At 65.2% G+C, this 25352-nt stretch carries 32 protein-coding genes; 24 read left to right on the top strand and 8 right to left on the bottom strand.

The window, feature by feature from the left end; genetic code table 11:
* Positions 1-117: 117 nt before the first annotated feature.
* Both ACN2C7_RS12365 and ACN2C7_RS12360 read left to right on the top strand, forming a co-directional pair.
* Complete coding sequence (locus ACN2C7_RS12365; RefSeq protein WP_419317276.1) at positions 118-345, top strand: hypothetical protein; 228 nt, start codon at positions 118-120, stop codon at positions 343-345.
* A gap of 55 nt (positions 346-400) precedes the next feature.
* A complete protein-coding gene (locus ACN2C7_RS12360) occupies positions 401-712 on the top strand; it encodes a hypothetical protein (RefSeq protein WP_419317275.1) in 312 nt (103 codons plus the stop codon).
* A 173-nt stretch (positions 713-885) separates the two neighbouring features.
* Here ACN2C7_RS12360 and ACN2C7_RS12355 read toward each other — a convergent pair whose 3' ends face one another.
* The 3 genes from ACN2C7_RS12355 to ACN2C7_RS12345 form a co-directional block, all read right to left on the bottom strand.
* Entirely contained in the window at positions 886-1404 is a 519-nt protein-coding gene (locus ACN2C7_RS12355) for a DUF6702 family protein (protein ID WP_419317274.1), read from the bottom strand.
* Positions 1401-3833, bottom strand: a complete 2433-nt coding sequence (locus tag ACN2C7_RS12350; RefSeq protein ID WP_419317273.1) for a M1 family metallopeptidase — start codon at positions 3831-3833, stop codon at positions 1401-1403. The genes ACN2C7_RS12355 and ACN2C7_RS12350 overlap by 4 nt, the downstream gene beginning before the upstream one ends.
* 89 nt (positions 3834-3922) lie before the next feature.
* Positions 3923-5920 carry a TonB-dependent receptor gene (locus ACN2C7_RS12345; protein WP_419317272.1) on the bottom strand — a complete coding sequence of 666 codons (1998 nt, stop codon included), beginning with the start codon at positions 5918-5920 and terminating at the stop codon, positions 3923-3925.
* Between the two features lie 323 nt (positions 5921-6243).
* On the opposite strand from ACN2C7_RS12345, the gene ACN2C7_RS12340 reads away from it, so the two are divergent.
* Positions 6244-6804, top strand: coding sequence for a hypothetical protein (locus tag ACN2C7_RS12340; protein WP_419317271.1), 561 nt, complete (start codon positions 6244-6246; stop codon positions 6802-6804).
* Between the two features lie 71 nt (positions 6805-6875).
* Here ACN2C7_RS12340 and ACN2C7_RS12335 read toward each other — a convergent pair whose 3' ends face one another.
* From ACN2C7_RS12335 to ACN2C7_RS12325, 3 genes are read right to left on the bottom strand one after another with little or no spacing between them, the layout of a single operon-like run.
* Entirely contained in the window at positions 6876-7517 is a 642-nt protein-coding gene (locus ACN2C7_RS12335) for a DUF1190 domain-containing protein (RefSeq protein ID WP_419317270.1), read from the bottom strand.
* Between the two features lie 8 nt (positions 7518-7525).
* The gene (locus ACN2C7_RS12330) at positions 7526-7939 is read right to left on the bottom strand and encodes a DUF350 domain-containing protein (protein ID WP_419317269.1); all 414 of its coding nucleotides are present in this window, start codon (positions 7937-7939) and stop codon (positions 7526-7528) included.
* Between the two features lie 17 nt (positions 7940-7956).
* Entirely contained in the window at positions 7957-8598 is a 642-nt protein-coding gene (locus ACN2C7_RS12325) for a DUF2491 family protein (RefSeq protein WP_419317268.1), read from the bottom strand.
* A gap of 173 nt (positions 8599-8771) precedes the next feature.
* On the opposite strand from ACN2C7_RS12325, the gene ACN2C7_RS12320 reads away from it, so the two are divergent.
* The 21 genes from ACN2C7_RS12320 (at position 8772) to ACN2C7_RS12220 (ending at position 23570) form a co-directional block, all read left to right on the top strand.
* The gene (locus tag ACN2C7_RS12320; RefSeq protein ID WP_419317267.1) at positions 8772-9197 is read left to right on the top strand and encodes a YjfI family protein; all 426 of its coding nucleotides are present in this window, start codon (positions 8772-8774) and stop codon (positions 9195-9197) included.
* Positions 9198-9219: 22 nt separating this feature from the next.
* Positions 9220-9945 carry a PspA/IM30 family protein gene (locus ACN2C7_RS12315; protein ID WP_419317266.1) on the top strand — a complete coding sequence of 242 codons (726 nt, stop codon included), beginning with the start codon at positions 9220-9222 and terminating at the stop codon, positions 9943-9945.
* A gap of 5 nt (positions 9946-9950) precedes the next feature.
* Entirely contained in the window at positions 9951-11108 is a 1158-nt protein-coding gene (locus ACN2C7_RS12310; RefSeq protein WP_419317265.1) for a glutathionylspermidine synthase family protein, read from the top strand.
* Between the two features lie 150 nt (positions 11109-11258).
* Positions 11259-11603 carry a hypothetical protein gene (locus ACN2C7_RS12305; RefSeq protein WP_419255158.1) on the top strand — a complete coding sequence of 115 codons (345 nt, stop codon included), beginning with the start codon at positions 11259-11261 and terminating at the stop codon, positions 11601-11603.
* Positions 11604-11606: 3 nt separating this feature from the next.
* Complete coding sequence (locus ACN2C7_RS12300; protein ID WP_419317264.1) at positions 11607-12179, top strand: 2'-5' RNA ligase family protein; 573 nt, start codon at positions 11607-11609, stop codon at positions 12177-12179.
* Between the two features lie 57 nt (positions 12180-12236).
* Entirely contained in the window at positions 12237-12593 is a 357-nt protein-coding gene (locus tag ACN2C7_RS12295) for an ArsC family reductase (protein ID WP_419317263.1), read from the top strand.
* 118 nt (positions 12594-12711) lie between these two features.
* Positions 12712-13377, top strand: coding sequence for an HAD hydrolase-like protein (locus ACN2C7_RS12290; protein WP_419317262.1), 666 nt, complete (start codon positions 12712-12714; stop codon positions 13375-13377).
* A gap of 47 nt (positions 13378-13424) precedes the next feature.
* Complete coding sequence (locus ACN2C7_RS12285; protein WP_419317261.1) at positions 13425-13607, top strand: hypothetical protein; 183 nt, start codon at positions 13425-13427, stop codon at positions 13605-13607.
* A gap of 25 nt (positions 13608-13632) precedes the next feature.
* Complete coding sequence (locus ACN2C7_RS12280) at positions 13633-14049, top strand: hypothetical protein (protein WP_419317260.1); 417 nt, start codon at positions 13633-13635, stop codon at positions 14047-14049.
* Positions 14049-14564 carry an RNA polymerase sigma factor gene (locus ACN2C7_RS12275; RefSeq protein WP_419317259.1) on the top strand — a complete coding sequence of 172 codons (516 nt, stop codon included), beginning with the start codon at positions 14049-14051 and terminating at the stop codon, positions 14562-14564. Before ACN2C7_RS12280 ends, ACN2C7_RS12275 begins: the two co-directional genes overlap by 1 nt.
* Positions 14561-14851 carry a hypothetical protein gene (locus ACN2C7_RS12270; RefSeq protein ID WP_419317258.1) on the top strand — a complete coding sequence of 97 codons (291 nt, stop codon included), beginning with the start codon at positions 14561-14563 and terminating at the stop codon, positions 14849-14851. The genes ACN2C7_RS12275 and ACN2C7_RS12270 overlap by 4 nt, the downstream gene beginning before the upstream one ends.
* Before the next feature lie 136 nt (positions 14852-14987).
* Positions 14988-15344, top strand: coding sequence for a DUF6249 domain-containing protein (locus ACN2C7_RS12265; RefSeq protein WP_419317257.1), 357 nt, complete (start codon positions 14988-14990; stop codon positions 15342-15344).
* A 27-nt stretch (positions 15345-15371) separates the two neighbouring features.
* Entirely contained in the window at positions 15372-15944 is a 573-nt protein-coding gene (locus ACN2C7_RS12260) for an RNA polymerase sigma factor (RefSeq protein WP_419317256.1), read from the top strand.
* Positions 15937-16317, top strand: a complete 381-nt coding sequence (locus tag ACN2C7_RS12255) for a hypothetical protein (protein ID WP_419317255.1) — start codon at positions 15937-15939, stop codon at positions 16315-16317. Before ACN2C7_RS12260 ends, ACN2C7_RS12255 begins: the two co-directional genes overlap by 8 nt.
* Positions 16318-16416: 99 nt before the next feature.
* Positions 16417-17244 (top strand): 3-methyl-2-oxobutanoate hydroxymethyltransferase, encoded by an 828-nt coding sequence (panB, locus tag ACN2C7_RS12250; RefSeq protein WP_419321466.1) that lies wholly within the window; start codon positions 16417-16419, stop codon positions 17242-17244.
* 167 nt (positions 17245-17411) lie between these two features.
* On the top strand, positions 17412-18158 hold the full coding sequence (locus tag ACN2C7_RS12245; protein WP_419317254.1) for a tetratricopeptide repeat protein: 747 nt from the start codon (positions 17412-17414) through the stop codon (positions 18156-18158).
* Entirely contained in the window at positions 18155-19582 is a 1428-nt protein-coding gene (locus ACN2C7_RS12240) for a PQQ-binding-like beta-propeller repeat protein (protein WP_419317253.1), read from the top strand. Before ACN2C7_RS12245 ends, ACN2C7_RS12240 begins: the two co-directional genes overlap by 4 nt.
* A gap of 99 nt (positions 19583-19681) precedes the next feature.
* Complete coding sequence (locus ACN2C7_RS12235) at positions 19682-20551, top strand: class I SAM-dependent methyltransferase (RefSeq protein WP_419317252.1); 870 nt, start codon at positions 19682-19684, stop codon at positions 20549-20551.
* A gap of 1 nt (position 20552) precedes the next feature.
* Complete coding sequence (locus tag ACN2C7_RS12230; protein ID WP_419317251.1) at positions 20553-20918, top strand: hypothetical protein; 366 nt, start codon at positions 20553-20555, stop codon at positions 20916-20918.
* A gap of 55 nt (positions 20919-20973) precedes the next feature.
* Entirely contained in the window at positions 20974-22746 is a 1773-nt protein-coding gene (gene der, locus ACN2C7_RS12225) for a ribosome biogenesis GTPase Der (protein WP_419317250.1), read from the top strand.
* Positions 22747-22844: 98 nt separating this feature from the next.
* Complete coding sequence (locus tag ACN2C7_RS12220) at positions 22845-23570, top strand: hypothetical protein (protein ID WP_419317249.1); 726 nt, start codon at positions 22845-22847, stop codon at positions 23568-23570.
* Between the two features lie 4 nt (positions 23571-23574).
* Here the strand turns inward: ACN2C7_RS12220 and ACN2C7_RS12215 are convergent, their stop codons facing one another.
* Positions 23575-24324, bottom strand: a complete 750-nt coding sequence (locus ACN2C7_RS12215; protein ID WP_419317248.1) for an SDR family NAD(P)-dependent oxidoreductase — start codon at positions 24322-24324, stop codon at positions 23575-23577.
* 8 nt (positions 24325-24332) lie between these two features.
* Positions 24333-25346: a bile acid:sodium symporter family protein gene (locus ACN2C7_RS12210; protein ID WP_419317247.1), complete on the bottom strand. Its 1014-nt coding sequence runs from the start codon at positions 25344-25346 to the stop codon at positions 24333-24335.
* Positions 25347-25352 lie beyond the last annotated feature (6 nt).

The following is a 25352-nucleotide window of genomic DNA, read 5'->3' as shown; positions in this document are numbered from 1 at the left end:
CCGTTTTCGCCGCCTCCGGACCCGACTGCCCCTTCGGTCGGGTCCCTCTCCCTGAACATTTTTCCAGTCGCGCCGCCGATGGAACAAGCCCCTTCCCGTCGTATCAGGAACTTAGCCATGTCTCTCGAAGCTGCCGTCCTCGGAGGGCCATCGATCGGCCAAGAGGTTATCTCCGAAGCGTTCGCCTCCGACCCGGCGGCGATCATCCTCAAGCATGCTGTAAAGATCTGGGCCCGTGATCACGGCTTTGCGGAAGACGATGTGTCCAGCCTGACCGAAAGGGTCGTTGCCTTCACCTGCTCAGCGATCCTCGACTGCCAACGCAAGGTCCAGGTCGTTGTCTAGTCTGTTACTGTTCAGGATCCCCGGAGCGATCCTGGCTCACGCTAAAAGCCTCATCGTGGGTGGCGTTGAAAGCACCAGTTCAGTACGGCTGGATGCGCCTCTCCCCGCCGCCAAGGCAAGCGGCGATGATGATCCCACGACTCACGACAAGACCTTTTGGGCCACCATGGCCGGAGCTGATAGGCGGCTGGCCGAGCTTCGGCGCGCCATCGATGAGGCTGCGGCGGAAGCGATGGCGCGCGAGACCGGTGAAGACGCATCGCCTGGTCACAAATCCCAACTCGGCGAGAGCCGATGCGCAACGGCCAGTCGGATTGTCATCGACGCATTGAGCACGGAAAATCCATCAAATCCGCAGCCGAAGTGAGCGGCGGCCAGAGCGTGTGGTTGTCGCTGCTCAACAAGCGTCGAGCCGTAAAGAGCCCACAAAAGGGCGAGGCCAAGAGCTCTATTCGGCGGAATGACAGCGGGTCCGCTGCCGCAATAGCGCGTCGCAAAACCAGAGGCCGCAGGCATGGTTCAATTGTGGCGCCCCTGGATCTAGTGCTCGAGAGGATCCAAGGTCTGGGGCGCGTCGGCGTCGGAGCCGTTGAAAACGAGCGTTCGAGTGATGCCCAAGCGGCGGACGTTTACCTGATTGACCTCGTCGGCATAGACGTCAGCGAACATCGCCGCCCGCAGTCCGATGGCGGCGCGGACGTCTGCCGGCGAGACTTGGCCGACATATTCAAACCGAACTTCGTCCGCGCCAAGGGTCAGATCCTTCAGGGTCAGATCGACGAAGCCGCCGTTTATCGCCAGCGAGAAGGTCCGCAGCATGTAGGCCTTTAGGGCCTCCACGGCGTCGGGATCGTCGAGGCTGGTCTGGGCGTCTGGGGCGATCAGGGCGAGCGCCGGCTCCGCGTCGTGGGCAGCGATCCTGTGACTGACCCTGACGCCACCGGTACGCGCGTCAATCTCGACGACGCTCAACACTCCATGGCCTCGGTGCGCGGCCGCCGACAGCGGGGCGAGCAAAAGGCCCGCCGCCGCGAACAGGGCGACCGCGCGCGCGATCACTTGGAGCCTTCGTCCTTCTTGGGCTCTTCCGACGGCAAGGTTCCCAGACCGCCCGGTTCGACTTTCAGATTGGCGTCTTTCATGCGGTTGGTCGTTTCCGGCGCCTTCTGGATCTTCAGCGTCGTCGGCGTGATGGCGCCTTCATAGACGTTGTTGCCGCGATCGGCGTCGGCGGTTTCCCACAGGGGGTCGACCTGGGCCCCTTTCAGGTCCTTGGTCGAGACATACTGCCAGGTGACCTGCTTTGAGTTCTTGCGCCAGATTTCGGCGGGAATCCGCACCGTCTCGCTGGTCCCGTCGGCGAAGTCCATCTTGACGATCACGGGCATCACCAGTCCGCCGATATTGCGGAACGTGAAGCGATAGAGGTTGTCCTTCAGGTCCTGGGCCGTCTGTTCTTCGGGCGTCAGGTCCTCGCGGGCCGTCTTGGCCTTCTTTCGCGCGCTGTCAAAGACCGCGAACTGGTCATTGGCGTTGTAGAAATCGCGAACCTTGGCGTCGCGCTCGATGACCGTCGTTCCGCTGTTGTTGGCGGCGGTGCGGGACTCCGGCTCGATGGCGTTTGCGGCCTTGCGGACGCCGGCTTCGACGTCGGGATCACCGCTCTCGATCCGCGCCTTGACGACCTTGTCCAGCGCGATGTCGACATGGTCGGTCGAGTAGAACCAGCCGCGCCAGAACCAGTCCAGATCAACCCCCGAAGACTCTTCCATCGTGCGGAAGAAGTCGTAGGGCGTGGGGTGCTTGAAGCGCCAGCGGTTGGAATATTCCTTGAACGCCTGGTCAAAGAGCTCGCGGCCCATGATCGTCTCGCGCAGGATCACCAGGGCCGTGGCCGGCTTGGAATAGCCGTTGGGGCCAAACTGGATCACCGAGTCGGACTGGGTCATCAGCGGCACCTGGTCCTGGCTGACCATGTACTCGACGATATCCTTGGGCTCCCCGCGACGCGAGGGGAACTTCTTGTCCCACTGCACCTCGGCCTGGAACTCAAGGAAGCTGTTGAGGCCCTCGTCCATCCAGGTCCACTGGCGCTCGTCGGAATTGACGATCATCGGGAAATAGTTGTGGCCAACCTCGTGGATGACCACGCCGATCAGGCCGTACTTGGCGCGCTCGGTATAGGTCAGGGCGCCGGTCTTCTTGTCCTTCAAAGGCCGTGGGCCATTGAAGCTGATCATCGGATATTCCATCCCCCCGACCGGGCCGTTGACCGACTGGGCCACCGGATAGGGATAGGCGAAGGTGAAGTCAGAATAGACCTTCAGCGTGTGGGCGATCGACTTGGTCGAATAGGCGTCCCACAGCGGGCGGGCTTCCTTGGGGAAGAAGGACATCGCCATCACGACCGGGTACTCGGCCTTGGGGTCGTCCTGCTTCACGCCCAAGGCGTCCCACACGAACTTGCGCGAACTGGCCCAGCCGAAGTCGCGGACATTGCTGGCCTGGAAGACCCAGGTCTTCTCGGTTTTGGCTTTGCCCTTCTCCGCGGCGACGGCCTCTTCAGGCGTGACTACATAGACGGGCTCGCTGGCCGTGCGGGCCTTGGCCAGACGGTCGCGCTGGGCGGCGGTCAGGACGGCGCCCGGGTTCTGCAACACGCCGGTGGATGAGACCACGTGGTCGGACGGCACAGTCAGGGCGACCCGATAGTCGCCGAACTCAAGGGTGAATTCGCCGGCCCCGAGGAAGGCCTTGTTGTGCCAGCCTTCATAGTCCGAATAGACGGCAAGGCGGGGGAACCACTGGGCGCCCTCATAGATGCAGTTGCCGTCCTCGCCCTTGCCGGTGAAGCACTCGTAGCCGCTGCGACCGCCGACGACCTTGTTCTCGGCCATCGGCAGAGACCATTCGATCGTGAACTTGGTCTCGCCGCCATTGGCGCGCACGGCCGCCGGCAGATCGACCCGCAGAAGCGTATCGACCACGGTGAACTTCAACGGACGGCCCTGGGCGTCCTTCACCGACTTGATCGTGAAGCCGCCTTCCCATTCCTTGAAGCGCTGGATGCGGCGCACCTGGCCCAGGCTGATGCTGTCGCCCGAGACGGTTTCGGTCAGCTTGCTGATCGAGTCGCGCTTGTATTCCTGGTCCAGCAGCAGCCACAGATAGGGCAGGCTGTCGGGCGAATTGTTGCGATAGGTGACGGCGGCCTTGCCGGTCAGCAGCTTGGAGTCTTCATCCAGGCGAACGGCGACATCGTAGTCGACCTTCTGTTGCCAGTACCGATAACCCGGCGCGCCAGCAGCGTTGCGATAGTCGGTCGGGGTTGGCCAGTCCTCGCCTTCCAGCTGGCGAAACTTGTCGTCGAAGGGCGCCTTGGTCTGCTTGATGGCGTCGGCCTGGGCGCCGGGCGCCAACGACACGGCGAGCGTGGCTGCGATAACACCGGCCACGGCGTAGCGGATAGAAAGTTTGGACAAGTTCAAAAGCCCCTCAGACACTTAGTCCGGATAAATTCGCAGGATGACCTTGGCGAGCCGCGAAGGGAAAATCACCTTGTTTTTGTCACGATTGGTCAGAAACTGATCTTCAACCCCGCGCGCAGGGTCCGGGGTTCGACCGGATGGAAGTGGACGTCGTCGACTCCGCCGGCAGGCTCGGACGGCAGCCGGGAGGCGTAGGCATAGGCGATGTCATCGCGTTTGCTGTCCGTCATGTTCAGGACCTCGACCATCACACTGGCCGGGCCCAGGTTCTGGACGAACAGGGCGTTGACCAGACTTGTCGGACGCGAACGTATGGAATTGTCCTCAATGAGCGGCGCCGCGCCCAGTCGGCGCCAGGTCAGCGAAAGGGTAGAGGCCTTGCCCAACTTCCAACTGGCGCCGGCGCTCAATACTGCGCCGACGGCATTGGGAATACGGTCGCCTTCGGGCGGATCGCCAGTGAAGCGGGCGTGGGTGGCGGCGTAAGACGCCGTCAGATCCAGGCGCGAGCTCGGCCGCCAGTCGACCAGAAGCTCCAGACCGGCTCGTCGAGTCGCGCCGCTGGCCTCGGTGAAGCCGGCATCGCCGACATAGATGAGCTCAGAGTCGACGTGCAGCGCCCAGGCCGCCGCCGTCAGGGCCCAGTCGTTGCGCTTCCAGCGCAGGCCCAGTTCTGCGCCGTCTGATGGCGATAGCAATGACGCACGCTCGGCAGGATCGCCGGTGACGGGGTCGACTGTGATCACCGCTCCGCGCGCATCGTTGGAATGAAAGCCGCGTCCGGCGTCGGCATAGAACTCGAAAGTTTTTGAAACCCGCCAGGCCAGGGTCAGCTTGGGGCTCAACAGAACCTCGCTGACAGTCCCACTGTTGCGTGGGTCGCCGGCATGGACCTCGGCGCCCATGGCGTCGGCGCGCAGGCCCAAGGTGAGGTCCAGCTTGCCGAATCGCCTGGAGGTTTCGCCCCACAGGGCCGTCGACCATTGGGTCAGGGCGTCCTGACGAACGGTCTCGCGACGCACGCGGGCTGTGGTGCGGTAGAGGCCGACCTTGCCGATCGCATCGACACGGACCGAGGCGCCGGTCCGCGCGCTCCAGCGGTCGCCCAGCGTCCAGCGCTTGATCAGCGCGCCGCCGTAAACCCAGCGCTGGTCGACTTGCTCAAACTGGTCCCCATTGACCGGATCAACCAGGAAGTAGGTGAAGTTGGAAAAGAGATCGAGCTCGTAGCGCTGGGCATAGATCACCGTATCCAGGCCCAGCAGCAGGTCGCGCCGCCGGGCTGAAAGAATGTAGCGTGAAGTCTCGCCGCCGTCGGTCGCATCAACTGCGTCCAGCCGACCGATGGCTCCACTCTCGACCGCCCGCCGAGGAATCTGGTCTGTGGCGCTCCAGTCGGCGTCGTAAGCCAGGGCGGTAACTGACCAACCTCCCACGATCGCGCGGCCCAGCAGGTTAACCTTCTTTAGATCCTCCGGCGTTGTCCAAGGCCCGCGCGCGCTGGAGACGTCGGCGGCGACGAGCACGTTTTGGCTGAGAACCTTGGAACCGACCGCACGATAGTAGGCGTTCTCCCCGGCCCAGGCCTGCATCCCGTCGCCATGCAGGTGATCCGCTGTCTCGAAGGCTACCGCGCCAGCCGTAGCGAAGTCGCCGTTCTCGGCGGAGTAGGGGCCTTTTCTGAAGCTGATATCGTGGACGAATTCCGGTGTGAGGATGTTGAGGTCCAGATAGCCCTGGCCATGGCCGTGGGAGGGCAGGTTCAGTGGAACACCGTCCAGCGAAGCGGCGAGGTCCGTGCCGTGGTCCAGATTGAAGCCGCGCAGGAAGTACTGGTTGGCCTTGCCAGCGCCTGAGTGCTGGGTCGCGACCAGCCCTGGCACCGCTTCGATCAACTCGGCCGGGCGCAGCAACGGACGTACGGCGAAGTCAGCATAGGCGATACGGCCCTCGCTCGCCGAAGTCGCTCTACCCAGGTCGTTGGCGCGGCGCCCCCAAACCGAAATGGCCTCTAGCTCTTGGGCGCGTGCAACGACGGGGGCGAAGGCCACAAGCAGCAACAGTGCGAAAAGTCGGCCCCGGCTCATGCCGCCTCTTATGTGCTGAGCGCACCAAAGCCAAGGGCGGCCTCGTCTTGCCCCTCGGCCATGTCACCCTTGGCGCAGGGGTTGGACGCATTTTGTTTTCGAAGGGGCCTGTTTCTTCGACTTGCTCTTGGGCTCTTTCATGATGTGTCTCTTTCCGTCGCACACGGTCGGCTTGGCAGTTCGCCGTTGGTCGTGGCAATCATCGTCGGGTGGAAATAGCCTCGGCGTCATCCGCGCCGCGCGACGATCGACAGGCTTGCACGTCCTATCCGCAGGCGGCGGTTAATCGTCCGGACGTCGGCGGTTCCGATCAGGAGATTTGAATGAAACCTATCCTGGCGCTCTGCGCGACGGTCTGGCTCGTAGCCGTTCCGACCATGGCCTCGGCGCAAACCGCCGCCGACCGGTTCTTCAGCCAGCTTCAAACACTCTGCGGGAAGAGCTTCACGGGCCAGGTCGTGACGGGCGACGCGGTCGATGAGCCGTTTCGCAAGTCCGAGCTGGTGATCACCTTGGCGCAGTGCGACGCCAATGAAATCCGCATCCCCTTCCGGGTTGGCGAGGATCGCTCGCGCACTTGGGTGATCACCCGGCTGGGCGAGGGGCGCTTGCGCCTGAAGCACGACCACCGTCACGCCGACGGGGTCGAGGATGAGCTGTCCCGCTATGGCGGCGATGCGGTCGATGCGGGGTCCGTTTCCTTGCAGAGCTTTCCGGTGGACGCGGAGTCGCGGGCTCTGTTCACACGGCTGGATCGTGCGGTGTCCAACACCAACGTGTGGTCGCTGGGGCTCACCCAGGACGTCTTCACCTATCAGCTAGCGAGGCCGGGGCGGCTGTTTAGGGTCTCGTTCGACCTTACTCGGCCGCAGCCCGCTCCCTAGCGGATCAGCCGCGTCCAGCTCTTGGGCGGCGTTGCGGGAAAGCTGCGGGCTCATGGCGAGATGGTGACCCATCAGCCGCCGAACGAGCGTCCGCCGCCGAATCCGCCGCGCGAGATCACTGAGCTGCGGCTTTGGACGCGGCTCGGGGCCTCGGCGCGGGAGGGCGCATCGAAGCTTTCCGAGCGCACCCGCGTGCGGCCGGTGACGTAGTCGCGCGACAGAGGATAGCCGCTGCCGCCGTAATAGGTTCCGTTCCGATCGCGATACATCGGTGCGCCGCGATAGCCGCCGCCCATGTTGTTGAGCGCCTGGCCGATGATGAAGCCGGTCAACAGGGGCGTGAAGAAGCTGCCGCCGCCCTGGCTGGAGCGCGGCACGCACTGGTCGACGCCGTAACGCTCCTCGCAGCTTTGCTGGTCGTTGAACTTGGGCGCGTTCTCGGCGCTGTCCTTCTGGGCTTGGGCCAAAGTGGTTTCGCACTGCTGGGCAGTGAAGTCGCCCGAGGCCTTGCACTCGTCCAGGCTGGTGAAGGTGCGCGCCTCGACGGCCTTGCCCGCCTGGGCTACCGGCGGGTCGCCCCACTGGGTGACCGCTGGAGCGTTGTCGCAAGCGGTGATCGATACCGCCGCGCCCGCCATAAGGGTGGTGAGGGTGAGGCTGCGCGAGCGCTTCAGGCGAGGCGCGGCTTGGAGGGATTTGGGTTGAGTGGTCATGATGCGCCTCAAGACGTCATGCAGGCGGCGTTGATCAGGCCCACGGCGATCGAAATGCTGGCCAGATAGACGCCGGAGGCCAGTTCGCCGCGTTCGATGCGGGCGGCGACATCCTTCATCACCACCATGCGGATCAAGGTAAAGGCCGCGATCTGGATCACGCCGGCCAAGGCGGCCCAGGCGCAGAACTCGACCAGTGACACGGTGTGGCTCAGCGCCGAGGCTAGCGGCAGCACATAGCCGACCAATGCGCCGCCCAGGGCCAGGGCGGCGGCGACGTTGCCTTCGCGGATTAGCGTGCCCTCGTGGTAGGGCGTCACCCACTGGTAGATGATCTTGAAGGCCACGGTGAACAGGCCTGCGGCGACGAAGGCCACCAGGAAGGCGAGGGCGCTGGTCGCGAACCCCTGAAGATCGAACATGGTCTGTCTCTTTCCGGTCAGGCTTTGAATTCGCCGGCTTCCAGCGGGATGCCGAGCATGATCTCGAACGAGACCTCGTGGTCTTCGCTCTCCTGCTCGATGGCGAGCAGCAATTCGCGGCCGTCGCCCGGCAGGTCGCGGGCAAACAGCATGCAGGTCTGGAAGATGCGGCGGTCCGGAATGCCGTCCCGGTCGTCATGCAGGTCTTCCCAGAAGGTGACCGGGTCCTGGCTTTCGGCTTCGTCGCCAAACCACAGGCGATCGTAGTCCGCCAGCCCCTTGGCGGTGAAGGTGCGGGCCTTCAGCCGCGCGGCCCAGGCTTCGCGGTCGGTCCGCCCGCCGGGATAGGCGCTGTCCCAGGGCATGAAGACCGTCACATCGGTCAGGCGCTGGCCCTCGCGATCGTCAGATACCGCCTGAAACAACACGTGGTCGTCGGTGTAGAAGCGATGGATGAAGCCGCCGTCTTTCAGGTCGACCAGACCCTGGGCGGTGATCTCCAGCGTATCGCGGTCCAGCGAGAAACGCGTGTCGCCGCCAAACCGCCTCCAGGCCAAGGTGTCCAGCCAGACGGTTCGGCCCAGCGTGACATTGCGGATGGCGGGCAGGGCCGGCGCGGCGAGCGCCGCATCCTTGCGTCCGAAGAGCTTGCTGAACATCAAAAGCGGACCCGGTGGCGACTCCTTCTATGTGTACGACGCCTGCTGGCCGGGCAACAGGGGCTGCGCCATTACGAACTTGTCATGACGAACGCCGGGGAGATGCTCTCGACGACTGGCGTTCGCCCTCCCATCTTGTATGAAACGCCACGACCTCTGGAGGATGACGCCCCATGACGACCCCCGCCTGGACTGTTCGCTCGCTGCAGACCGCCCTGTCGGATGGCCTTAGCGACGCGATGACGGCCCGCGTCGTCGAAGGCGCCGATCCCATCCTGCTGGTCACCATGCACGAACAGGGCGACCTGGAGATCTTCGTCAGCGTCAGCGACCAGCAGATCGCCGCTTCGGTCCTGCTGTGGCCGGTCGACGAACAGGAGGACCGCAACGCCTTCAACGAGTTTCTGCTCAAGGCTCAGAAGCTGGTGCCGCTGTCGAACTTCGGCATCGGTACGGTCGGCGACCGCGACTATTACGAACTGTTCGGCGAACTGGCGCCGTCCTCATCGCTGGACGACATCCTGATCGAGCTGCGCGTGCTGGCTGAGAACGCCATCGAGGCCGCTTCCGATCTGCGCTCGTCCTTCACCCCTGCCTAATATCGTTCCCGGAGACCCACCGATGTCCATCTGGCGCAAGCTGTTCACCCTGGGCCGCGCGGGCGCGCATGAAGCCTCGGCCGCCGTCGTCGACGCCAACGCCATCCGGATTCTGGACCAGGAAATCCGCGACGCCGACACCGCCCAGGGCAAGGCCCGCGACGACATGGCCACGCTGGTTGCCCGTCGCCGGATCCTGGAAAAGGAAGTGTCCAGCTTCCGCGAGCAGGTGACCAAGTATGAAGGCTCGGCCCGCGCCGCCGTCGGCAAGGGCGACATGGACCTGGCCCGTCAGGTGGCCCAGCGCATTGCCGATCTTGAGCAGGACATCGCCCTGAAGGAGCCGCAGATCGAAGGCATGCGCGGCGCCGAAGAGCAGTTGCATCAGGCCATTACCGCCACAGACCGTCGCATCGAGACCCTGCGTCGCGAGGTCGAGGTCGTGAAGGTCAATGAGAGCGTCCAAAAGGCCCAGGCCTCGGTCGCCGCGCGCGGCGCTGGCGCCGGCTCTTCGCTGGGCTCGGCCGCCGACAGCCTCGCCCGGATCAAGGAACGCCAGGCCATTCGCGGCGAAAAGATCAAGGCGTCCGGCGAACTGGAAGACCGGCGCACCGGTGCGGATCTCGACGAAAAGCTGCGTCTGGCCGGCATCGGCCCAGGTCAGTCCTCGGCCGACGACATCCTGGCCCGCCTGGCTCCCCCAGCCGCAGCCCCGCTGCAGATCGAGCAGAAGTCGAGCGAAACCTAGAGCGCATGCGCCGACTTGACCTGACGCCGCGCGCCGACTGGCAGGCGAAAGCCGACGCTGTCGGCTTCGTCTACCATCACACCGACGGCCAGCCCTATTGGGACGAGTCGGCGGCCTACGCTTTCACTCTGGCCCAGATCGAAGATGATCTGGAGCCGGCGGCGGCGGAGTTGCACGAGCTCTGCCTGGACCTCGTCGACGAGGCGGTGGGCAGCGCAGCCCTGATGACGCGGCTGGCGATCCCGGCCGAGCACCAGGACTTCATCGCCGCTTCGTGGCGCGCCAAGGAGCCCTCGCTCTATGGCCGCTTTGACTTCGGCTATGACGGGGCCAGCAAGCCCAAGCTCTACGAATACAACGCCGACACCCCGACCAGCGTCTTCGAGGCGGCCACCTTTCAGTGGCTGTGGCTGGAAGAGCTGTTGGCCTCGGGCGCCCTGCCGGCCGGGACGGACCAGTTCAACAGCCTGTTCGAAGCGCTGCGTGATCGTTTCGCGACCCTGTTTCCGACCGGCGGCTTCGTTCACTTCGCCAGTGACGCCCAAGCCGTCGAGGATCGCCAGACCGTTCGTTTCCTCGAAGATCTGGCGCTGCAGGCCGGTCTGGATCCCAAGTTCGTGGCCATCGACGCCATTGGCGTGAACGGCGAAGGCCAGTTCGTCGACCAAGAGGGCTTCATCGTCCAGGCGGCGTTCAAGCTGTATCCGTGGGAGTTCATGCTGCGCGAGCCCTATGCCGCGCATTTGAAGACCGCAGGCGTGCGCTGGCTTGAACCGCCGTGGAAAGCGATCCTGTCCAACAAGGGCATCCTGCCCCTCTTGTGGGAGCGACACCCCGGACATCCCAATCTGCTGGAAGCCTATTTCGAGGACGATCCGCGCGCCTCAGCCCTGGGCTCGCGCCATGTGCGCAAGCCGTTGTTTTCGCGCGAAGGCGCCAATGTCGAGATCATTGGCGGCGATGAACCTGTCCTGGACCAGGGCTATGGCCAGGAAGGCGCAATCGTGCAGGCCTATCACCCGCCGCCGACCTTCGCGGGCAAGCACCCGGTCGTCGGGGCCTGGATGGTTGGCAATGAGCCCGCCGGGATCGGTATCCGCGAGGACGACAGCGTGGTCACCAAGAACCTCGCCCGCTTCGTCCCGCATATCATTGAGGCCTGAGGCGGCCCCGGATCGGGCCCGTGAATTCGCCTGATTGGCGTAATCGCCCTTGCGGTCGGACCCGGGATCACTCCAACGTGAGCCAACAGCCGGCCGTCGCGATGCGCGCAGGGGTCGGGAAACACACAGAGACTGAACGTCGGGGGAATGATGACTTCGGAACAGGACAGCGCGGGCTCGAGCATCGCCGCAATTCTGGCGGCCGTTTCGGCGGAAATGTCGATCGCCGCCGAGGCCTGCGGAAAGCTGGACGACGCGCTGGGTCAGATCCTGGCGGTTAGCCCGCCAGAGAGCCGCAATCAGGTGATGCAGGAACTGCACACGGTCGATCTCTTGGCTCAGCACATCACGGCGGTGACCGATTTCACCCATCGCCTGGCCCTCATCGCTTCGACGGACGACACGCTCGCGGTCGACGAGGCGCTTTCGGCGATTACGCTGGGCGCTGTGGCCGAACGCCTGCGCGCCAGCCTGGCCGCCGCCAAGGCGGGCTGATCCATGGCGCGCGATTCCGAGCAGCCCTCGCTGTTTGGCTTCGAGGCCGCGCCTCGCGACAAGCACCTGATCCTGATGGTCTATCCGGACCAGCAGGCCAAAACGGCCGCCCAGGCCCGTAGCCGTCGATATCAGGTCGACAACAGGCTGGGCGGCGCGGTTTTCAGCCCGGACCTGATGCACGTCACTCTTGGTCACTTCGACTATTGGGACGAAGTCCCGGCGAGCCTGGTCGAGCGGATCACCCGCGCGGCGGCGAAACTGTCGATGGCGCCGTTCCAGGTGTCGTTCGACCAGATCGGCGGCTTTCCCGGGAACGTCGTGTTGCGCGGCGGTGAAGGGCTGAAGGCACTGGAAGCCTTCCAGGCGGCCCTTCGACAGGCCCTGGCCTGGGAGAAGCTCGACGGTTCCCACCTGAACTTCACGCCGCATCTGACGGTCATTTATGGCCAGCCGGGCGCGGTGGTCGCCGCCATCGAACCGGTGAGCTGGACCGTGAGCGAGTTTGCCCTGGTGATCAGCCATCACGGTAAGGGGCGGCACGAGGTTCTGGCCCGCTATCGGCTGGTCGGCTGACTTGCGCTCGTAGGGCGGCGCGGCTACCCGTCAGCGCCTTCAGGAGAGGACCGGGCCATGAGCGTCACGATCTATGGCATCAAGGCCTGCGACACGATGAAGAAGGCCCGCGACTGGCTGGACGGGCAGGGCGTCGCCTATGCCTTTCACGACTACAAAGTCGCGGGAATCGATCGGGACAGTCTGCAGCGCTGGGCGGACGCGCTGGGCTGGGAGACGGTGCTGAACCGGGCTGGCACGACGTTCCGCAAGCTGGCGGACGCCGACAAGCAGGATCTGGACGCTCGCAAGGCGATCGATCTGATGCTGGCCCAGCCCTCGATGATCAAGCGACCCATCCTCGACATCGACGGAAACTTGACCACCGGCTTCAAGCCAGATGTCTATGCGCGGGCCTTCGGAAAGGCCGATTGAGGCATTCGACTTTGCGCAAAGCGCGAGTCGGCGGAATTTAGGACGACAGCCGGGGCGAAGCGGGGCTATTTCGGCCATCGACGCTCCGTCTGAAAAAGAAAAGCGCAGGAACCGTTCCGTGGGAGCCTATCCCGTCCCGTCGTACGACATGGTCATCTTTGACTTCGACGGCACGCTGGCCGACAGCGCGGCGTGGATGATCAAGGCTGTCAATCCGATGGCCCAGCGCTTTGGCTTCAAGACGGTCACCGACGAAGAGATCGACATGCTGCGTGGCCGCGGCACGCGCGAGGTCATCCGCTATCTTGGCATCTCGCCGTGGAAGCTGCCGATGATCGCCTCGCACGGCAAGAAGCTGATGGCGGCCGAATGCGATTCTATTCCGCTGTTTCCCGAAACCGCGGGCATGCTCCAGGCCCTGCATGATGCGGGGTTGCGACTGGCCGTGGTCAGCTCCAACAGCGAGCGCACGATCCGTTCGGTGCTGGGTCCCGAGCTTTCCGGCCTGATCAGCCAGTTCTCCTGCGGCGCCTCTCTGTTTGGCAAGGCGCGCAAGTTTCGCAAGGTGACCTCAGGCGCCTCGCGCGACCGGGTGATCTGCATAGGGGACGAGACCCGCGATATCGAGGCGGCCCACGCGCTTGGGCTGGCCAGCGGCGCGGTGACCTGGGGGGCAGCCAAACGCGCCATCCTGGCCGAGCACGGCCCGACGATCGTTTTTGAATCCCCGTCCGAAATTATTTCGCATCTCGTTGCATCCAGGACGATGATCGGCGGCGACTAACCTTCAGAAACGGGCGCGAACGTCTCGCGTCCATCGGAGGGATGACAATGCTGGGCCTGATCGATTCGTTCTGGTGGCTGGTGTTTCCGCTGAGCTGGGCCGCGATCTCGGGCTGGAACGCCTGGCTGGCGCAAAAGGCGCGCCGCGACGCCATGGATCTGATCCAGACCTATGTCCGCAGCGGCCGCGAGGCACCGCCCGAACTGCTTGCCAAACTCAACAAGGCCTAGGCGTCAATTCGGAGGGGGCAAACCCATGGAAGACCTGTTTCGTTCTTATTGGTGGCTGATCTTTCCGCTGAGCTGGTTCGTGTTTTCCGGCTTCCAGAGCTGGCTGTCCTATCGCTCCAATCGCGACACGCTGGACCTGCTGAAGGCCTACGCCGCCAGCGGCCGCGAGCCGCCGCCGGAGCTGGTGGCGCGCCTGAACAAGCGCAGCAACTACGATCTCGACGATGATCGCGACGACATGCGGCCTCGCTATCGCTATCGCCACGAGCGTGGCTGGTACCATGTGGTGCTGTTTGGCGTGCTGGGGATGGGCTTCGCCTTCGCCGCGACGTCCGATCTCTATGAGGCCGGCCCGGCCTTCCTGATCGTCGCCTTCGTCATGGGCGCGCTCAGCCTGGCGTCTCTGGTGTCGGTCCTGACGGGTCGAGGCCCGAAGGCCTGATGGACGCGCCGCTCGTCAGGGCGGCGCGGGCCGGATCCCAGGCGGCGTTCGCCCGGCTGGTCGCGATCCACGAGAAGCCGCTGCGGGGGTTTCTGCGGAAAAGCGGCTGGTTCGACGCCGACGACATCGCTCAGGAGGCCTTCGTGGCGGCCTGGACGAGCTTGGGGCGGTTGCGCGCCGACGATGGTTTTCGCGCCTGGCTTTACGGAATCGCCTGGCGCAAGGCGCAGGATCAACATCGCGCCGCCAGCCGCTCAGCCCGGCGCGATGAGGACTGGCGAGGCCAGGAAGCGCTGGAAGCCGTTTCGGAGGTCGCCCAAGAGGATCGCATGGCCCTGCAGGCTGCGCTGGACACCCTGCCGGCAGACCAGCGCGCCTGTGTCACCCTTTGCCTTGGCCAGGGCTGGTCGCATCCCGAAGCGTCCGAGGCCCTGGGGCTGCCACTGGGCACTGTTAAGTCGCATGTTACCCGCGGTCGTGAGAGGCTGCAGGCCGTACTGGGAGATCCGTCATGACCCCTGATGATCGTTTGGTCGCCTTTCTCAGCGAGGCGCCCGCGCCGCGCGCTTCCGACGTGTTCGTGGCTGAGGTCATGGAGGCTGTCGAACGCCGTGCGTTTCTGGACCGTCTGATGGTCGGCGGCGCGGCGGCCCTGGCCGGCAGCGTGGTGTTGTGGGCCTGCTCGCCGGTCCTGAACATGGCAGTCGACGCCCTGGCGCCGACCCTGTTTCCGGTGGCCGGCATGCTGGTTCTGGCCATCTGTGCGGCCATGCTGGGCGACAGGTTGCTGCCGCAGAAATAGCTTACGAAAGTTTCATCTCGCCGGGCGCCTCCAAACGCCTGTCCCGGCGCCTCTAATAGTCAGAAGGCGGTGACATGGATGTCTCCCCCCCACCGAGAGGAAATTCGCTATGGATGAGGTTTGGATCCCTATCATCATGTTTCTGGTCATCGGCGCGATCGTGATCGTGCCGGTCTACCTGAAGAGCCGCGAGCGTCTCGAGATGCAATCGACGCTGCGTGCGGCGATCGACAAGGGGCAACCGGTTCCCCCCGAGGTCATCGAGGCCCTGACGCGTAATGTGAAGGTCGCTCCCACCTCGCTCAGCGACCTGCGTACGGGCGTGATCTGGCTGGCGGTCGGCATTGGCATCGGTCTTTCGAGCCACTTCGCCGAGTTCAATGGCGGGGATCACGACTTTCCGGGCCTGGGCATCGCCTGCATCCCCGCAGTGATCGGTCTGGCCTTCATCGTTCTAAGCTTCTTCAACCCGAACAAGCCCAAGTCGGCTTGATCACGGGTCTTGGGGAGGGGGAAGAGCATGTCCAGTGACCGCCCACCAACGGGCCACGATGTCGAGCTCGCCGCCTTCGCGGCGGCGGGCGACCGGCGCGCCTATGGCGAGCTTGTCAGGCGACATGGCTCGGCGGTCCGGGGGCTGCTGCGCCGCATGGGGGCAGACTCGGCGACGGCCGACGACATGGCCCAGGACGCCTTCCTGGCCGGCTTCGAGCAGGTGGCGGACTATCGCGGCGAAGGCGCCTTCGGCGGCTGGATCAAGCGGATCGCGGCGCGGTGCTATCTGCGCAAGGTCAGGCGTGAAGCCCGCATGATCTTCACCGACGAAGCCCAGGACGGCGATGACCCGACGGCGCTGAACGAGCCTCGCACGGCCAACCGCATCGACCTGGACGAGGCCCTCAAGAGCCTGTCGAAAGGCGAGCGGCTCTGCGTCTCGCTTTGCTACGGCGGCGACTGGTCGCACGCCGAGGTCGCCGAGGCCTTAAACATCCCGATCGGCACGGTGAAATCCCATGTCAAACGTGGTTTGGATAAACTCAGGGCCAAACTGGCCCCACCTAGTGAAAGCGCGAGGAGGGAAGCTCATGGCTGAACCCGATTTCGAAGCGCAGCTGACGCGGCTCTACAACGAGCCACCGGCCTTTCCGGACGCCGAGCTGTTTGCCGCCCAGATCGCGGCCAATCTTGACCGCGGCTGGGCGCTGCGTCGTGTTCTGATCGGCGGTGCGGGCATCGCGGCTGGGGTCATCGCGGCGGTGCAACTGGTCGCCACCCGCTTCTCGGCCGAATTGCAGACCCTGTCGCGCGAGGGAACGCGGGACCTGTACGCCGATATCGACTTGGCCATGAACAAGGTCAGCCAGATGGTCGCGACGCCCGCCAGCGTGGAAGCGCTGTGGCTAGCGGCGGGCCTCGCGCTTCTGGCCCTGGGTTTCGCCGTGACCCGGGCGATGGAAGAGTTCTGACCCGGCATCGACTGATCATTGTTCATGTTGCAGCGCGGGGCGATCTGACCGACAACAGCGCGCCTTCGCCCTTCCCGGGGCCTGTTCTGGAGCATGGTTCTGTCCTCGCACCGTGATGAGACGGTTCGCCGCCTCGCAGCCCCCGATATCGCCGCCCGCAAGGGCGGCGTGCCCATCGTCTGCCTGACCGCGTACACCGCGCCGGTCGCGGCGGCCCTGGACGACGCCTGCGACCTGCTGCTGGTCGGCGACTCGCTGGGCATGGTGGTGCACGGCCTGCCCAATACGGTGGGCGTGACCATGGAGATGATGATCCTGCACGGCCAGGCGGTCATGCGGGGCTCGCGCAAGGCCATGGTCGTGGTCGACATGCCGTTCGGCTCCTATGAGGCCTCACCCGAGGTCGCTTACGCCAACGCGGTGCGGATCATGAAGGAGACGGGCGCCCAGGCCGTGAAGGTCGAGAGCGGGCCGACCGTGCCGGCCACCATTGAATATCTGACCAAACGCGGCGTGCCGGTCATGGGCCATGTGGGTCTGCGGCCGCAGGCGGTTCTGGTCGACGGGGGCTTCAAGGCCAAGGGCAAGGACGAGGCCGGTCGCGCGGTGATTCTCGACGAGGCTCGCCGCACCGCCGACGCCGGGGCCTTCGCCGTGGTCATCGAGGGCGTCGCCGAGAGCCTGGCCCGTGAGATCACCGCCGCCATCGCGCCGCCCACCATCGGCATCGGCGCCTCGGCCGGCTGCGACGGCCAGATCCTGGTCACCGACGACATGCTGGGCCTGTTCGACTGGACGCCCAAGTTCGTGCGCCGCTACGCCAACCTGAAGGGCGAGATCGAACGCGCCGCCCAGGAATATGCCGACGACGTCAAGGCGCGGACCTTCCCGGGCGAGGCCGAGACCTACTACGCCAAGAAGGGCTAGACACCGCGCCAGCGCCCGTTGCGGCTGGCCCATTCACGCTATAGGTTCGCCGCCTGCGCTGGCGGCCCTCCGCCGGCCGCATTCTGTTGTAAACCATGCGTCGCCGCCGGATCCGTCCGGCGCCAACGTGTCAGGGCGCTGTCAGCGTCCGTTTCGGAGCCTCGTTCGTGGTCGATGTGTTTGACGAGGTCGAAGAGCAGCTTCGCTCCGACCGTTACAGGACCCTCGCGCTAAAGGCGCTGCCGTGGATCGGCGCCGCGACCGTGGCGGTCGTCATCGGCGTGGGCGGCTACTGGGGCTGGACCACCTATCAGACCAAGGAAGCGGCCAAGGCCTCCGAAACCTATCAGGCCGCGCTCGAGACCATGGGCCGCGAAGGCCCGGCCAAGGGCTTCCCGGCTATGGAGGCGGTGTCCAAGGGCGGGGCCTCGGGCTATCGCGCCCTGGCGCTGATGCATATGGGCGGCATCCGCCTCGAAGAGGGCAAGACCGCCGACGCCGTGCGCTATTTTGACGAAGCGGCCAAGCTTTCTTCCGATCCGGTGATCGGCGACCTGGCGCGCCTCAAATCCGCCTTGGCGCTCATGGATACGGCCTCGTTCAAGGATATCGAAGCGAGGTTGACGCCGTTGGCGGGGGAAAAGAGCCCATATCGTGTGAACGCCAAGGAAGCCCTGGCGTTCGCCAAGCTTCAGGGCGGCGACCTCAAGGGCGCCCGCGAGGACTTCTCTGTTCTTGCCAACCTGCTCGACAACAATTCCGAAGGCGTTCGCCAGCGCTCCCAGGCGGCGATGCAGATGATCGATTCCGGCTCGGCGAAGGACCTGGCCGCTGTCGTCAAGGCCTCGATCGCCTTGCCACCCCCCGCGACCATGCCGATCGCTCCGCAACCCGCGCCGAACAGCGCCCAATGAGCCGCTCCATGAATTCCAAGCGTTCTGTGGCGTTGATCGCGCTGATGTCGGCGGCGGTGACGGTGAGCGGCTGCTCGACGGTCTCCAAGCTCAACCCCTTTGACAAGTCCGAAAAGGACAAGGCCACAGCTACCCAGGGCCAGCGGATCTCGGTCATCGCGTTCGACCAGAAGGTCGAGGCCGCCGAGGTCCTAAAGGGCACCGAATTCTACCTGCCCGAACCGGCCGTCCAGGCCGAATGGCGACTGCCGGGCGGCAGCGCCGAGCAGTCGGTCGAGCATGTCGACGCCGGCAAGGCTTTCGAGATCGCCTGGCGAAAGGGCTTTGGCCAGAAGGGCAACCGCAAGTTCCACATCACGGCCCCGCCGGTGGCGACGGCGGACCGGATCTTCGTCATGGACGGCGAATCCACGGTCTCGGCCATCGACACCAAGACGGGCTCGGTGGACTGGCGAAAGGACCTGCGGCCCTCCGCCGGTCCTGGCAAGGGCGGCGTCTTCGGCTTTGGCGGCGTCAAGAATGACCGACTTGGCTTTGGCGGCGGTCTGGCCCTCAGCCCCGATAACAAGCTGATCGTCTCGTCGGGCTTCCGCTTCGTGGCCCAACTCGACGCCGCGTCCGGCGCTGAAGCCTGGCGTCAGGCCACCTCGACGCCGATCCATGCGGCTCCGACCGTCGTCGACGGTCGCATCTTTGTGGTGTCGACCGACAACGAGCTGCTGACCTACAACGCCGCCACCGGCGCGCCCGGCTGGACCTATCAGGCCTTGATCGAGCCGGCCCGCATCCTGTCGGCGCCCAGCGTTGCGGTTAGCGGCGACACGGCTGTCGCCGGCTTCGCCTCCGGCGAACTGGTCGCCCTGCGCGCCGCCAACGGCAACGATCTGTGGAGCGAAGCCCTGTCGCGCGCCAGCCGTACAAACGCGCTGTCCGAAATCCGCGACATCCCCGGCCGCCCGGTGATCTACAAGGGCGATGTCTTCGCCGTCAGCCATTCGGGCGTGTTCTCGGCCACCGATCTTCGCACCGGCCAGGCGCGCTGGACCCTGCCGATCACCGGCATCACCAGCCCCTGGGCCGCCGGCGACGTCGTCTTTGTCGTCGACAAGTCGGGCCAGGTGATCTGCGTCGCCCGCGAGAGCGGGTCCGTCTACTGGATCCGCGACCTCAATGAGGGCCTGGGCCAGACCAAGCGCCAGAAGAAGAAGCTGGCCAAGCATCCGCGCCTCTGGTCGACGCCGATTCTCGCCTCGGGCCGCCTGATCACCGTTTCCAGCGACGGCGAGGCCGTGGCCCTGAACCCCAAGACCGGCGTGACGGAAAAGACCCTGAAGATCGGTGCGTCGGTTCTGCTGGCCCCGATTGCGGTTGGAGAGATGATCTATCTGGTTACCGACGATGCTCAGGTCGTGGCCATCCGCTAAAATCGCCTCGCTCCTCGGGGCAGGGCGCTCCCGTGCCATTGTCCCGTGCGGGGCTGACGTGCCACAATCTGCGGGTGTGGCTTGAAGCGTGGGGTTAGCATGGATTCGGACGCTGAGATGAGCTGCCCGGTCTGCGGCGGGCAGCTTCGTCCGTATCGTCGGGACTGGCTACGTCGCTGCGCCACATGCGGCGTCCTGCGCTCGAATTTCGAGATTAACATCCCCGCGACGGCAGGCCAGTTGCTGGTCGACGAGGCTATGCGCGAGGCGGGGCTCGAGGCGCTGCGCCACGAAAACAACGGCCGGCTGCTGGCGCGCCTCGCCGCCTTGAAGCCCCCGCCGGTCCGTTTGCTCGATGTCGGTAGCGGTCCGGGCTTCCTGCTTGCCCAGGCGAGGGGCGTGGGCTTCGAGGCCCAGGGCGTGGAGCCTGACGCCAATACCGTCGGTGCGGCCCGCGCCGGCGGCGCCGCTGTGCGTCATGGCTATTTCCCCGATGTGCTGGAGGCCGGTGAGACCTTCGACGTCATCGTCTTCAACGACGTGCTTGAGCATATACCGGACCTGGAGGCGGCCCTGACTGCCAGTGTCGAACGCCTTTCGCCGGGCGGAGTGCTGTGTCTGAACTGTCCCGATCGCGACGGGTTCTATTTCCGCACCGCGACGGTGCTGGACGGTCTGGGTATGGGCGGAGCCCTTGCGCGCCTCTGGCAGCGCGGTTTGCCGTCGCCGCATATCTGGTATTTTACCGCCAACAATCTGAGCCAGGCGCTGAAGCGACATGGTCTGGACGAGATTGGGCGCCTTAGCCTGGACACCGTCGGCCTGAACGGGCTTTGGGCTCGCATCCGCTGTGTGAAGTCAGAGCCGCTTCTACTGTCGGTGGCGGCCTATCTGTTCGCGGTCGCGACCTATCCGCTGGCGCGCCTGATGCCCAGCGACGCCCAGGTCTGTTTCTTCCGGAAGCCCTGACGTGTCGCCGATCGACATCGTTCTGTGCTGCGTCTTCAGCCTGACGCTGCCGGTGGGCCAGGTGCTGTTCAAGCGCGCCGCACTGCGACACGGTTCGACCTCCGGACCGTTGGCCATCCGGGTGCTGACCAATGGCGACCTGGTGATCGCTTGCGCTTGGTACTGCGGGACGGCGCTATTCTGGTTTCTTATTCTAACGAGAATGCCCTTGGTCGCCGCCTATCCCTTCGCCATCGCTGGTTCGGCCAGCGTGCCGCTGGTTTCCAGCGTGGTGTTCAGGGAAAAACTGTCGCGAGATTTCGCCGTCGGGTTCGGCCTGATGCTGCTGGGCCTGACCCTCGTGGTCGCGCCGCAGGTTTTCCGATAAGCAGCAAAACCCGCCTTGCTTTGCGGGAACGGCAAAAATCGACTACTGCAAGCCCATGCCTTTGAAACTCGCAATTGTCGGACGCCCCAATGTGGGCAAGTCCACGCTGTTCAATCGTCTCGCCGGTAAGAAACTGGCCATCGTCGATGACCAGCCCGGGGTCACCCGTGACCGCCGCTATGCCTCCGGCCGCCTCGGCGACCTGGACCTCGAACTGATCGACACGGCCGGCTTTGAGGACGTCTCTGACGAAAGTCTGGAAGCGCGCATGCGCGCCCAGACGGAACTCGCCGTCGAGGAAGCCGACGTCTCGCTGTTCATCTATGACGCCCGCGAGGGCGTTACCCCGCTGGACGAGGTGTTCGCCACTCTGCTGCGTCGTCGCGGCAAGCCGGTGATCATCGCCGCCAACAAGGCCGAGGGTAAGGCCGGCCAGTCGGGCATTGGCGAGGCCTACAAGCTGGGGCTGGGCGAGCCGATCCCGATCTCGGGCGAGCATGGCGAAGGCATGGCCGAGCTGTACGCCGCCATGCTGGCGGCCTTTCCGGAGGACCAGTATTCCGAGGAAGACGATAGCGACGACAAGCCGATCCGGATCGCCATCGTTGGCCGTCCGAACGCTGGCAAGTCCACTCTGGTCAACCGTCTGATCGGCGAGCAACGTCTGCTGACGGGGCCAGAGGCCGGAATTACACGCGACTCGATTTCGGTCGACTGGCTGTGGGACGGCCGCAAGGTTCGTCTGGTCGACACCGCCGGCCTGCGCAAGAAGGCCAAGGTGCAGGAGAAGCTGGAAAAGCTCTCCACCCAGGACTCGATCCGTGCGGTTACCTTTGCCGAGGTGGTGCTGCTGGTGATGGACGCCACCCACCCCTTCGAGGTCCAGGATCTGCAGATCGCCGACCTGACCGAGCGGGAAGGGCGGGCTCTGGTCTTCGTGCTGGCCAAGTGGGACCTGGTCGAAGATCCTGTCGCCCAGCTGAAGGATTTCCGCGAGCACGCCGAGCGCATGCTGCCCCAGCTGCGCGGCGCGCCCGTGGTGGCGTTGTCGGGCGAGACCGGCAAGGGCATCGAGAAGCTGATGCCGGCCGTAATGAAGATCCACAGGGACTGGGCGACCAAGGTCAAGACCCGCGACCTGAACGACTGGCTGCAGATGGCCATGCAGAGGCACCCGCCGCCCGCCGTCAGCGGCAAGCGCGTCAAGCCCAAGTACATGGCCCAGATCAAGGCGCGTCCGCCGACCTTCGTGCTGTTCTCGACCCGCGCCGACCAGATGCCCGAGCACTATCGGCGCTATCTGATCAACTCCCTGCGCGAGAGCTTCGACCTGCCGGGGGTGCCTTTGCGCATCACCATCAAGTCGGGCGCCAACCCCTATGCCGATGGCGAGGCCAAGGGCCACAGCGGCCGGGGTAAGCGCGAGTTCGAGCGCCGCGAACGTGAGGAGGAGCGCATCCGCGCCTCGCGCAACACGGTCAAGAAGTCCAAGCGCATCGCCGATGAGGCTGCGGCGGCGGCGGCAGCCGAAGCCGGTCTGCCGCCTCCGGAGAAGGCGCCGGTCAGAGGCCCCAAGAAGTCCGTAAAGGCTGAGGCCAAGACCACCAGCGCTGCCGTCGCTGCGCCCGCCGCCGAGCCCGGTAAGGGCGCCGTCAAGTCGGTCAAGAAGCAGGGACCGCGCGCCCAGAAGAAGGTGTCGAGCACCCCAAGCTACAAGGTCGGCTTCAAGGCCGCCGGCGGCAAGGCTGCCTCGGGGCCCAAGCGTCCCGTCGCGGGTTCAAGCATCGTGCGTGGCAACAAGGGACCGGGCAAGCCGAAGGGACGATAGTCCCACCAGTTGCCTGCAGTCGCATAACGGTGTCATGCTAACCCCCGGCTGAATGCTGGGGGGTCACCATGGTAGCCTTGTCCACAGGCGCAGCCCGCGTGAGCGGGCGTCGCTTCTACGTCTGTATGGCGCTGGCGTTCGTTCTGATCGCCTTTGGCGGGTTCATTCCGACCTATTGGGCCAAGATAGCCAGTGGGACGTTCGCGGGTGCGCCCGTCCTGCACGTGCATGGCCTGTTCTTCTTCACCTGGACGCTGTTTTTCCTGGTCCAGACCTCTCTGGTGGCCAGCGGTCGAACGCTGGACCACCGGACCTGGGGCGTCGCCGGCGTCGCCATCGCCACGGGCATGGCCTTCACGGTCGTGCTGGCCGCCATCAATTCGATGAAGGTCGCCGATGCGATCGGCATGGGTGATGCGGCGCGGCGGTTCTCGATCGTCTCGTTGAGCGCGCTGGCGCTCTTCATCGGCCTGTTCGTGGCGGCCATCGTCAATGTCAAAAGGCCAGAAGTACATAAACGCCTGATGGTGCTGGCGATGATTCCGCCCATGCAGGCAGCCATGGCGCGTCCGTTTCAGGTGCTGTTCAGCCCTCCCGGCGCGGTGGGGCCTCCGCCGGTGTTCGTCTCCATTCCGCCTGGGCTGACGGTGGATCTGCTGGTCGTCGCAGCGATTATCTACGACTGGCGAACCCGAGGACGGCCGCACCCTGCCTATCTGATCGGCCTGCCGGTGATCCTGCTCCAACAGCTCATGACGGTCCCTATCGGCGGCAGCGCGACATGGATGACCATCGCCCACTGGGTCCAGAATCTGGCGCCGTGAGCGGTCAGCCCAGGCTGGCCGACTCCTGGCCGCGTTCCTTGAACCGCGCCACGCCTTTGGGTGGCTCTCGGTCGGGACGGACCAGATCGATGATGTAGGGGACGATCGTCTCGGGCGCGGGGACCGTCATCGGATCCTCGCCCGGGAAGGCGCCCGAGCGCATCTTGGTGCGCATCGCGCCCGGATCGACGCACAGGGCGCGCACCGGTGTGTTTTCCATCTCGTCGGCATAGCAGTCGACAATGGCTTCCAGGCCCGCCTTGGAGGCCGCGTAGCCGCCCCAGAACGCCCTGTGGGTCTTGGCGACACTGCTGGTCAGGAACAGGGCTCGGCCGGCGTCGGAGGCGCGCAGCAGCGGGTCCATCGCCCGGATCAGGCGCCAGTTGGCCGTCAGGTTGGTGGACATGATCATGTCCCAGCCCTTGGGGTCGAGGTGGCCCACCGGGGTGAGGGCGCCCAGCACGCCGGCCGCGCCGACCAGGATGTCCAGCTTGCCCCAGCGCTGGTGCAGGGCCGCGCCCAATTGGTCCAGGCCGTCGGCCTCGCGCAGGTCCAGCGGCACGAGCGTGGCGTGCTCGCCCGTCGCGGCGAAGATGCTGTCATCCAAGGCTTCGAGCGCCCCCTGGGTGCGACCGAGGGCCACGACATGCGCGCCGGCTTCCGCCAGGCCCAGGGCAATGGCCGCGCCGATGCCGCGCGTCGCGCCGGTGACCAGGGCGACACGGCCCGCGAGCGGTTTTGCTGAAGAATCCATGGGGGCTTTTAGCGGGTGCCGGGGGCTTCTTGAAGCCCGTCCGTCACGTCATCGGCCGGACGCTTGGCATAGTGCTGGGCGATCACCGAACAGGCCATCAGCTGGATCTGGTGGAAGATCATCAGGGGCAGCACCAGAACCCCGGCGGTGGCGCCCGGAAACAGGATGCCGGCCATGGGCACGCCGGTGGCCATGCTCTTCTTGGAGCCGCAGAAGACGATGGCGATCTCGTCGGTCTTGGAGAACCCCAGGGCGCGCGCCCCGAAGGTGGTGGCCAGCAGAACGGCGGTCAGCAGTATGCTGCAGACGGCCAGCACCAGTACCAGCTCCAGCGGCGAGACCCGCTTCCACAGACCGCCGACCACGGCGGCGCTGAAGGCCGAATAGACGACCAGCAGGATCGAGCCGCGGTCGACATAGCCGACCATTTGCTTGTGCTTCTCGATCCAGCGCCCCACCCACGGCCTGGCCAGTTGGCCGGCGACGAAGGGCAAGAGCAGCTGAATGAGGATGTCCTGGATCGCCTTCCAGCCGCCCGTGCCGGCCTCTGCGTGCATCAGCAGGCTGACCAGCACGGGGGTCAGGAAGATACCCAGCAGGTTGGACGCCGAGGCCGCGCAGACCGCAGCGGCGACATTGCCCCGGGCGATCGAGGTGAAAGCGATGGACGACTGAACCGTCGACGGCAGGCAGGCCAGGAACACCATGCCCGCCGCCATGGTGGGCGACAGGATTCCGGTCCTCGCGGCCAGAAGGCCCAGGATCGGGAAGAGGATGTAGGTGAAGGCCAGTATGGTCAGGTGCAGCCGCCAGTGGGTGACTCCGGCGACCACGGCCTCGCGCGACAGCTTGGCGCCGTGCAGGAAGAACAGAAGCGCGATAGCCAGCTTGACCACGACGCTGAGCACGGAAGCCGCCTCGCCGCGCACAGGAACAATCGAAGCCAGCACCACCATGCCAAACAGCAGGATGATGTAGCCGTCGATCTTCAGCTTCGCGAGAAGCTTGGAAAATCCATTCATTTCAAA

The organism is Caulobacter sp. ErkDOM-E (assembly GCF_048541895.1).
Classification (GTDB): domain Bacteria; phylum Pseudomonadota; class Alphaproteobacteria; order Caulobacterales; family Caulobacteraceae; genus Caulobacter.
This window is presented reverse-complemented; position numbering and strand designations above follow the sequence as displayed.

Bases quoted from the DNA above. Each gene is read 5' to 3' on its own strand.
- ACN2C7_RS12260 (WP_419317256.1), top strand. From the start codon at position 15,372: ATGTCCAGTGACCGCCCACCAACGGGCCACGATGTCGAGCTCGCCGCC.
- ACN2C7_RS12345 (WP_419317272.1), bottom strand. From the start codon at position 5,920: ATGAGCCGGGGCCGACTTTTCGCACTGTTGCTGCTTGTGGCCTTCGCC.
- ACN2C7_RS12255 (WP_419317255.1), top strand. From the start codon at position 15,937: ATGGCTGAACCCGATTTCGAAGCGCAGCTGACGCGGCTCTACAACGAG.
- ACN2C7_RS12295 (WP_419317263.1), top strand. From the start codon at position 12,237: ATGAGCGTCACGATCTATGGCATCAAGGCCTGCGACACGATGAAGAAG.
- ACN2C7_RS12240 (WP_419317253.1), top strand. From the start codon at position 18,155: ATGAGCCGCTCCATGAATTCCAAGCGTTCTGTGGCGTTGATCGCGCTG.
- ACN2C7_RS12340 (WP_419317271.1), top strand. From the start codon at position 6,244: ATGAAACCTATCCTGGCGCTCTGCGCGACGGTCTGGCTCGTAGCCGTT.
- ACN2C7_RS12235 (WP_419317252.1), top strand. From the start codon at position 19,682: ATGGATTCGGACGCTGAGATGAGCTGCCCGGTCTGCGGCGGGCAGCTT.
- ACN2C7_RS12325 (WP_419317268.1), bottom strand. From the start codon at position 8,598: ATGTTCAGCAAGCTCTTCGGACGCAAGGATGCGGCGCTCGCCGCGCCG.
- ACN2C7_RS12310 (WP_419317265.1), top strand. From the start codon at position 9,951: ATGCGCCGACTTGACCTGACGCCGCGCGCCGACTGGCAGGCGAAAGCC.
- ACN2C7_RS12210 (WP_419317247.1), bottom strand. From the start codon at position 25,346: ATGAATGGATTTTCCAAGCTTCTCGCGAAGCTGAAGATCGACGGCTAC.
- ACN2C7_RS12315 (WP_419317266.1), top strand. From the start codon at position 9,220: ATGTCCATCTGGCGCAAGCTGTTCACCCTGGGCCGCGCGGGCGCGCAT.
- ACN2C7_RS12330 (WP_419317269.1), bottom strand. From the start codon at position 7,939: ATGTTCGATCTTCAGGGGTTCGCGACCAGCGCCCTCGCCTTCCTGGTG.
- ACN2C7_RS12305 (WP_419255158.1), top strand. From the start codon at position 11,259: ATGACTTCGGAACAGGACAGCGCGGGCTCGAGCATCGCCGCAATTCTG.
- ACN2C7_RS12265 (WP_419317257.1), top strand. From the start codon at position 14,988: ATGTTTCTGGTCATCGGCGCGATCGTGATCGTGCCGGTCTACCTGAAG.
- ACN2C7_RS12300 (WP_419317264.1), top strand. From the start codon at position 11,607: ATGGCGCGCGATTCCGAGCAGCCCTCGCTGTTTGGCTTCGAGGCCGCG.
- ACN2C7_RS12215 (WP_419317248.1), bottom strand. From the start codon at position 24,324: ATGGATTCTTCAGCAAAACCGCTCGCGGGCCGTGTCGCCCTGGTCACC.
- ACN2C7_RS12270 (WP_419317258.1), top strand. From the start codon at position 14,561: ATGACCCCTGATGATCGTTTGGTCGCCTTTCTCAGCGAGGCGCCCGCG.
- ACN2C7_RS12335 (WP_419317270.1), bottom strand. From the start codon at position 7,517: ATGACCACTCAACCCAAATCCCTCCAAGCCGCGCCTCGCCTGAAGCGC.
- der (WP_419317250.1), top strand. From the start codon at position 20,974: ATGCCTTTGAAACTCGCAATTGTCGGACGCCCCAATGTGGGCAAGTCC.
- ACN2C7_RS12280 (WP_419317260.1), top strand. From the start codon at position 13,633: ATGGAAGACCTGTTTCGTTCTTATTGGTGGCTGATCTTTCCGCTGAGC.
- ACN2C7_RS12320 (WP_419317267.1), top strand. From the start codon at position 8,772: ATGACGACCCCCGCCTGGACTGTTCGCTCGCTGCAGACCGCCCTGTCG.
- ACN2C7_RS12365 (WP_419317276.1), top strand. From the start codon at position 118: ATGTCTCTCGAAGCTGCCGTCCTCGGAGGGCCATCGATCGGCCAAGAG.
- ACN2C7_RS12275 (WP_419317259.1), top strand. From the start codon at position 14,049: ATGGACGCGCCGCTCGTCAGGGCGGCGCGGGCCGGATCCCAGGCGGCG.
- ACN2C7_RS12285 (WP_419317261.1), top strand. From the start codon at position 13,425: ATGCTGGGCCTGATCGATTCGTTCTGGTGGCTGGTGTTTCCGCTGAGC.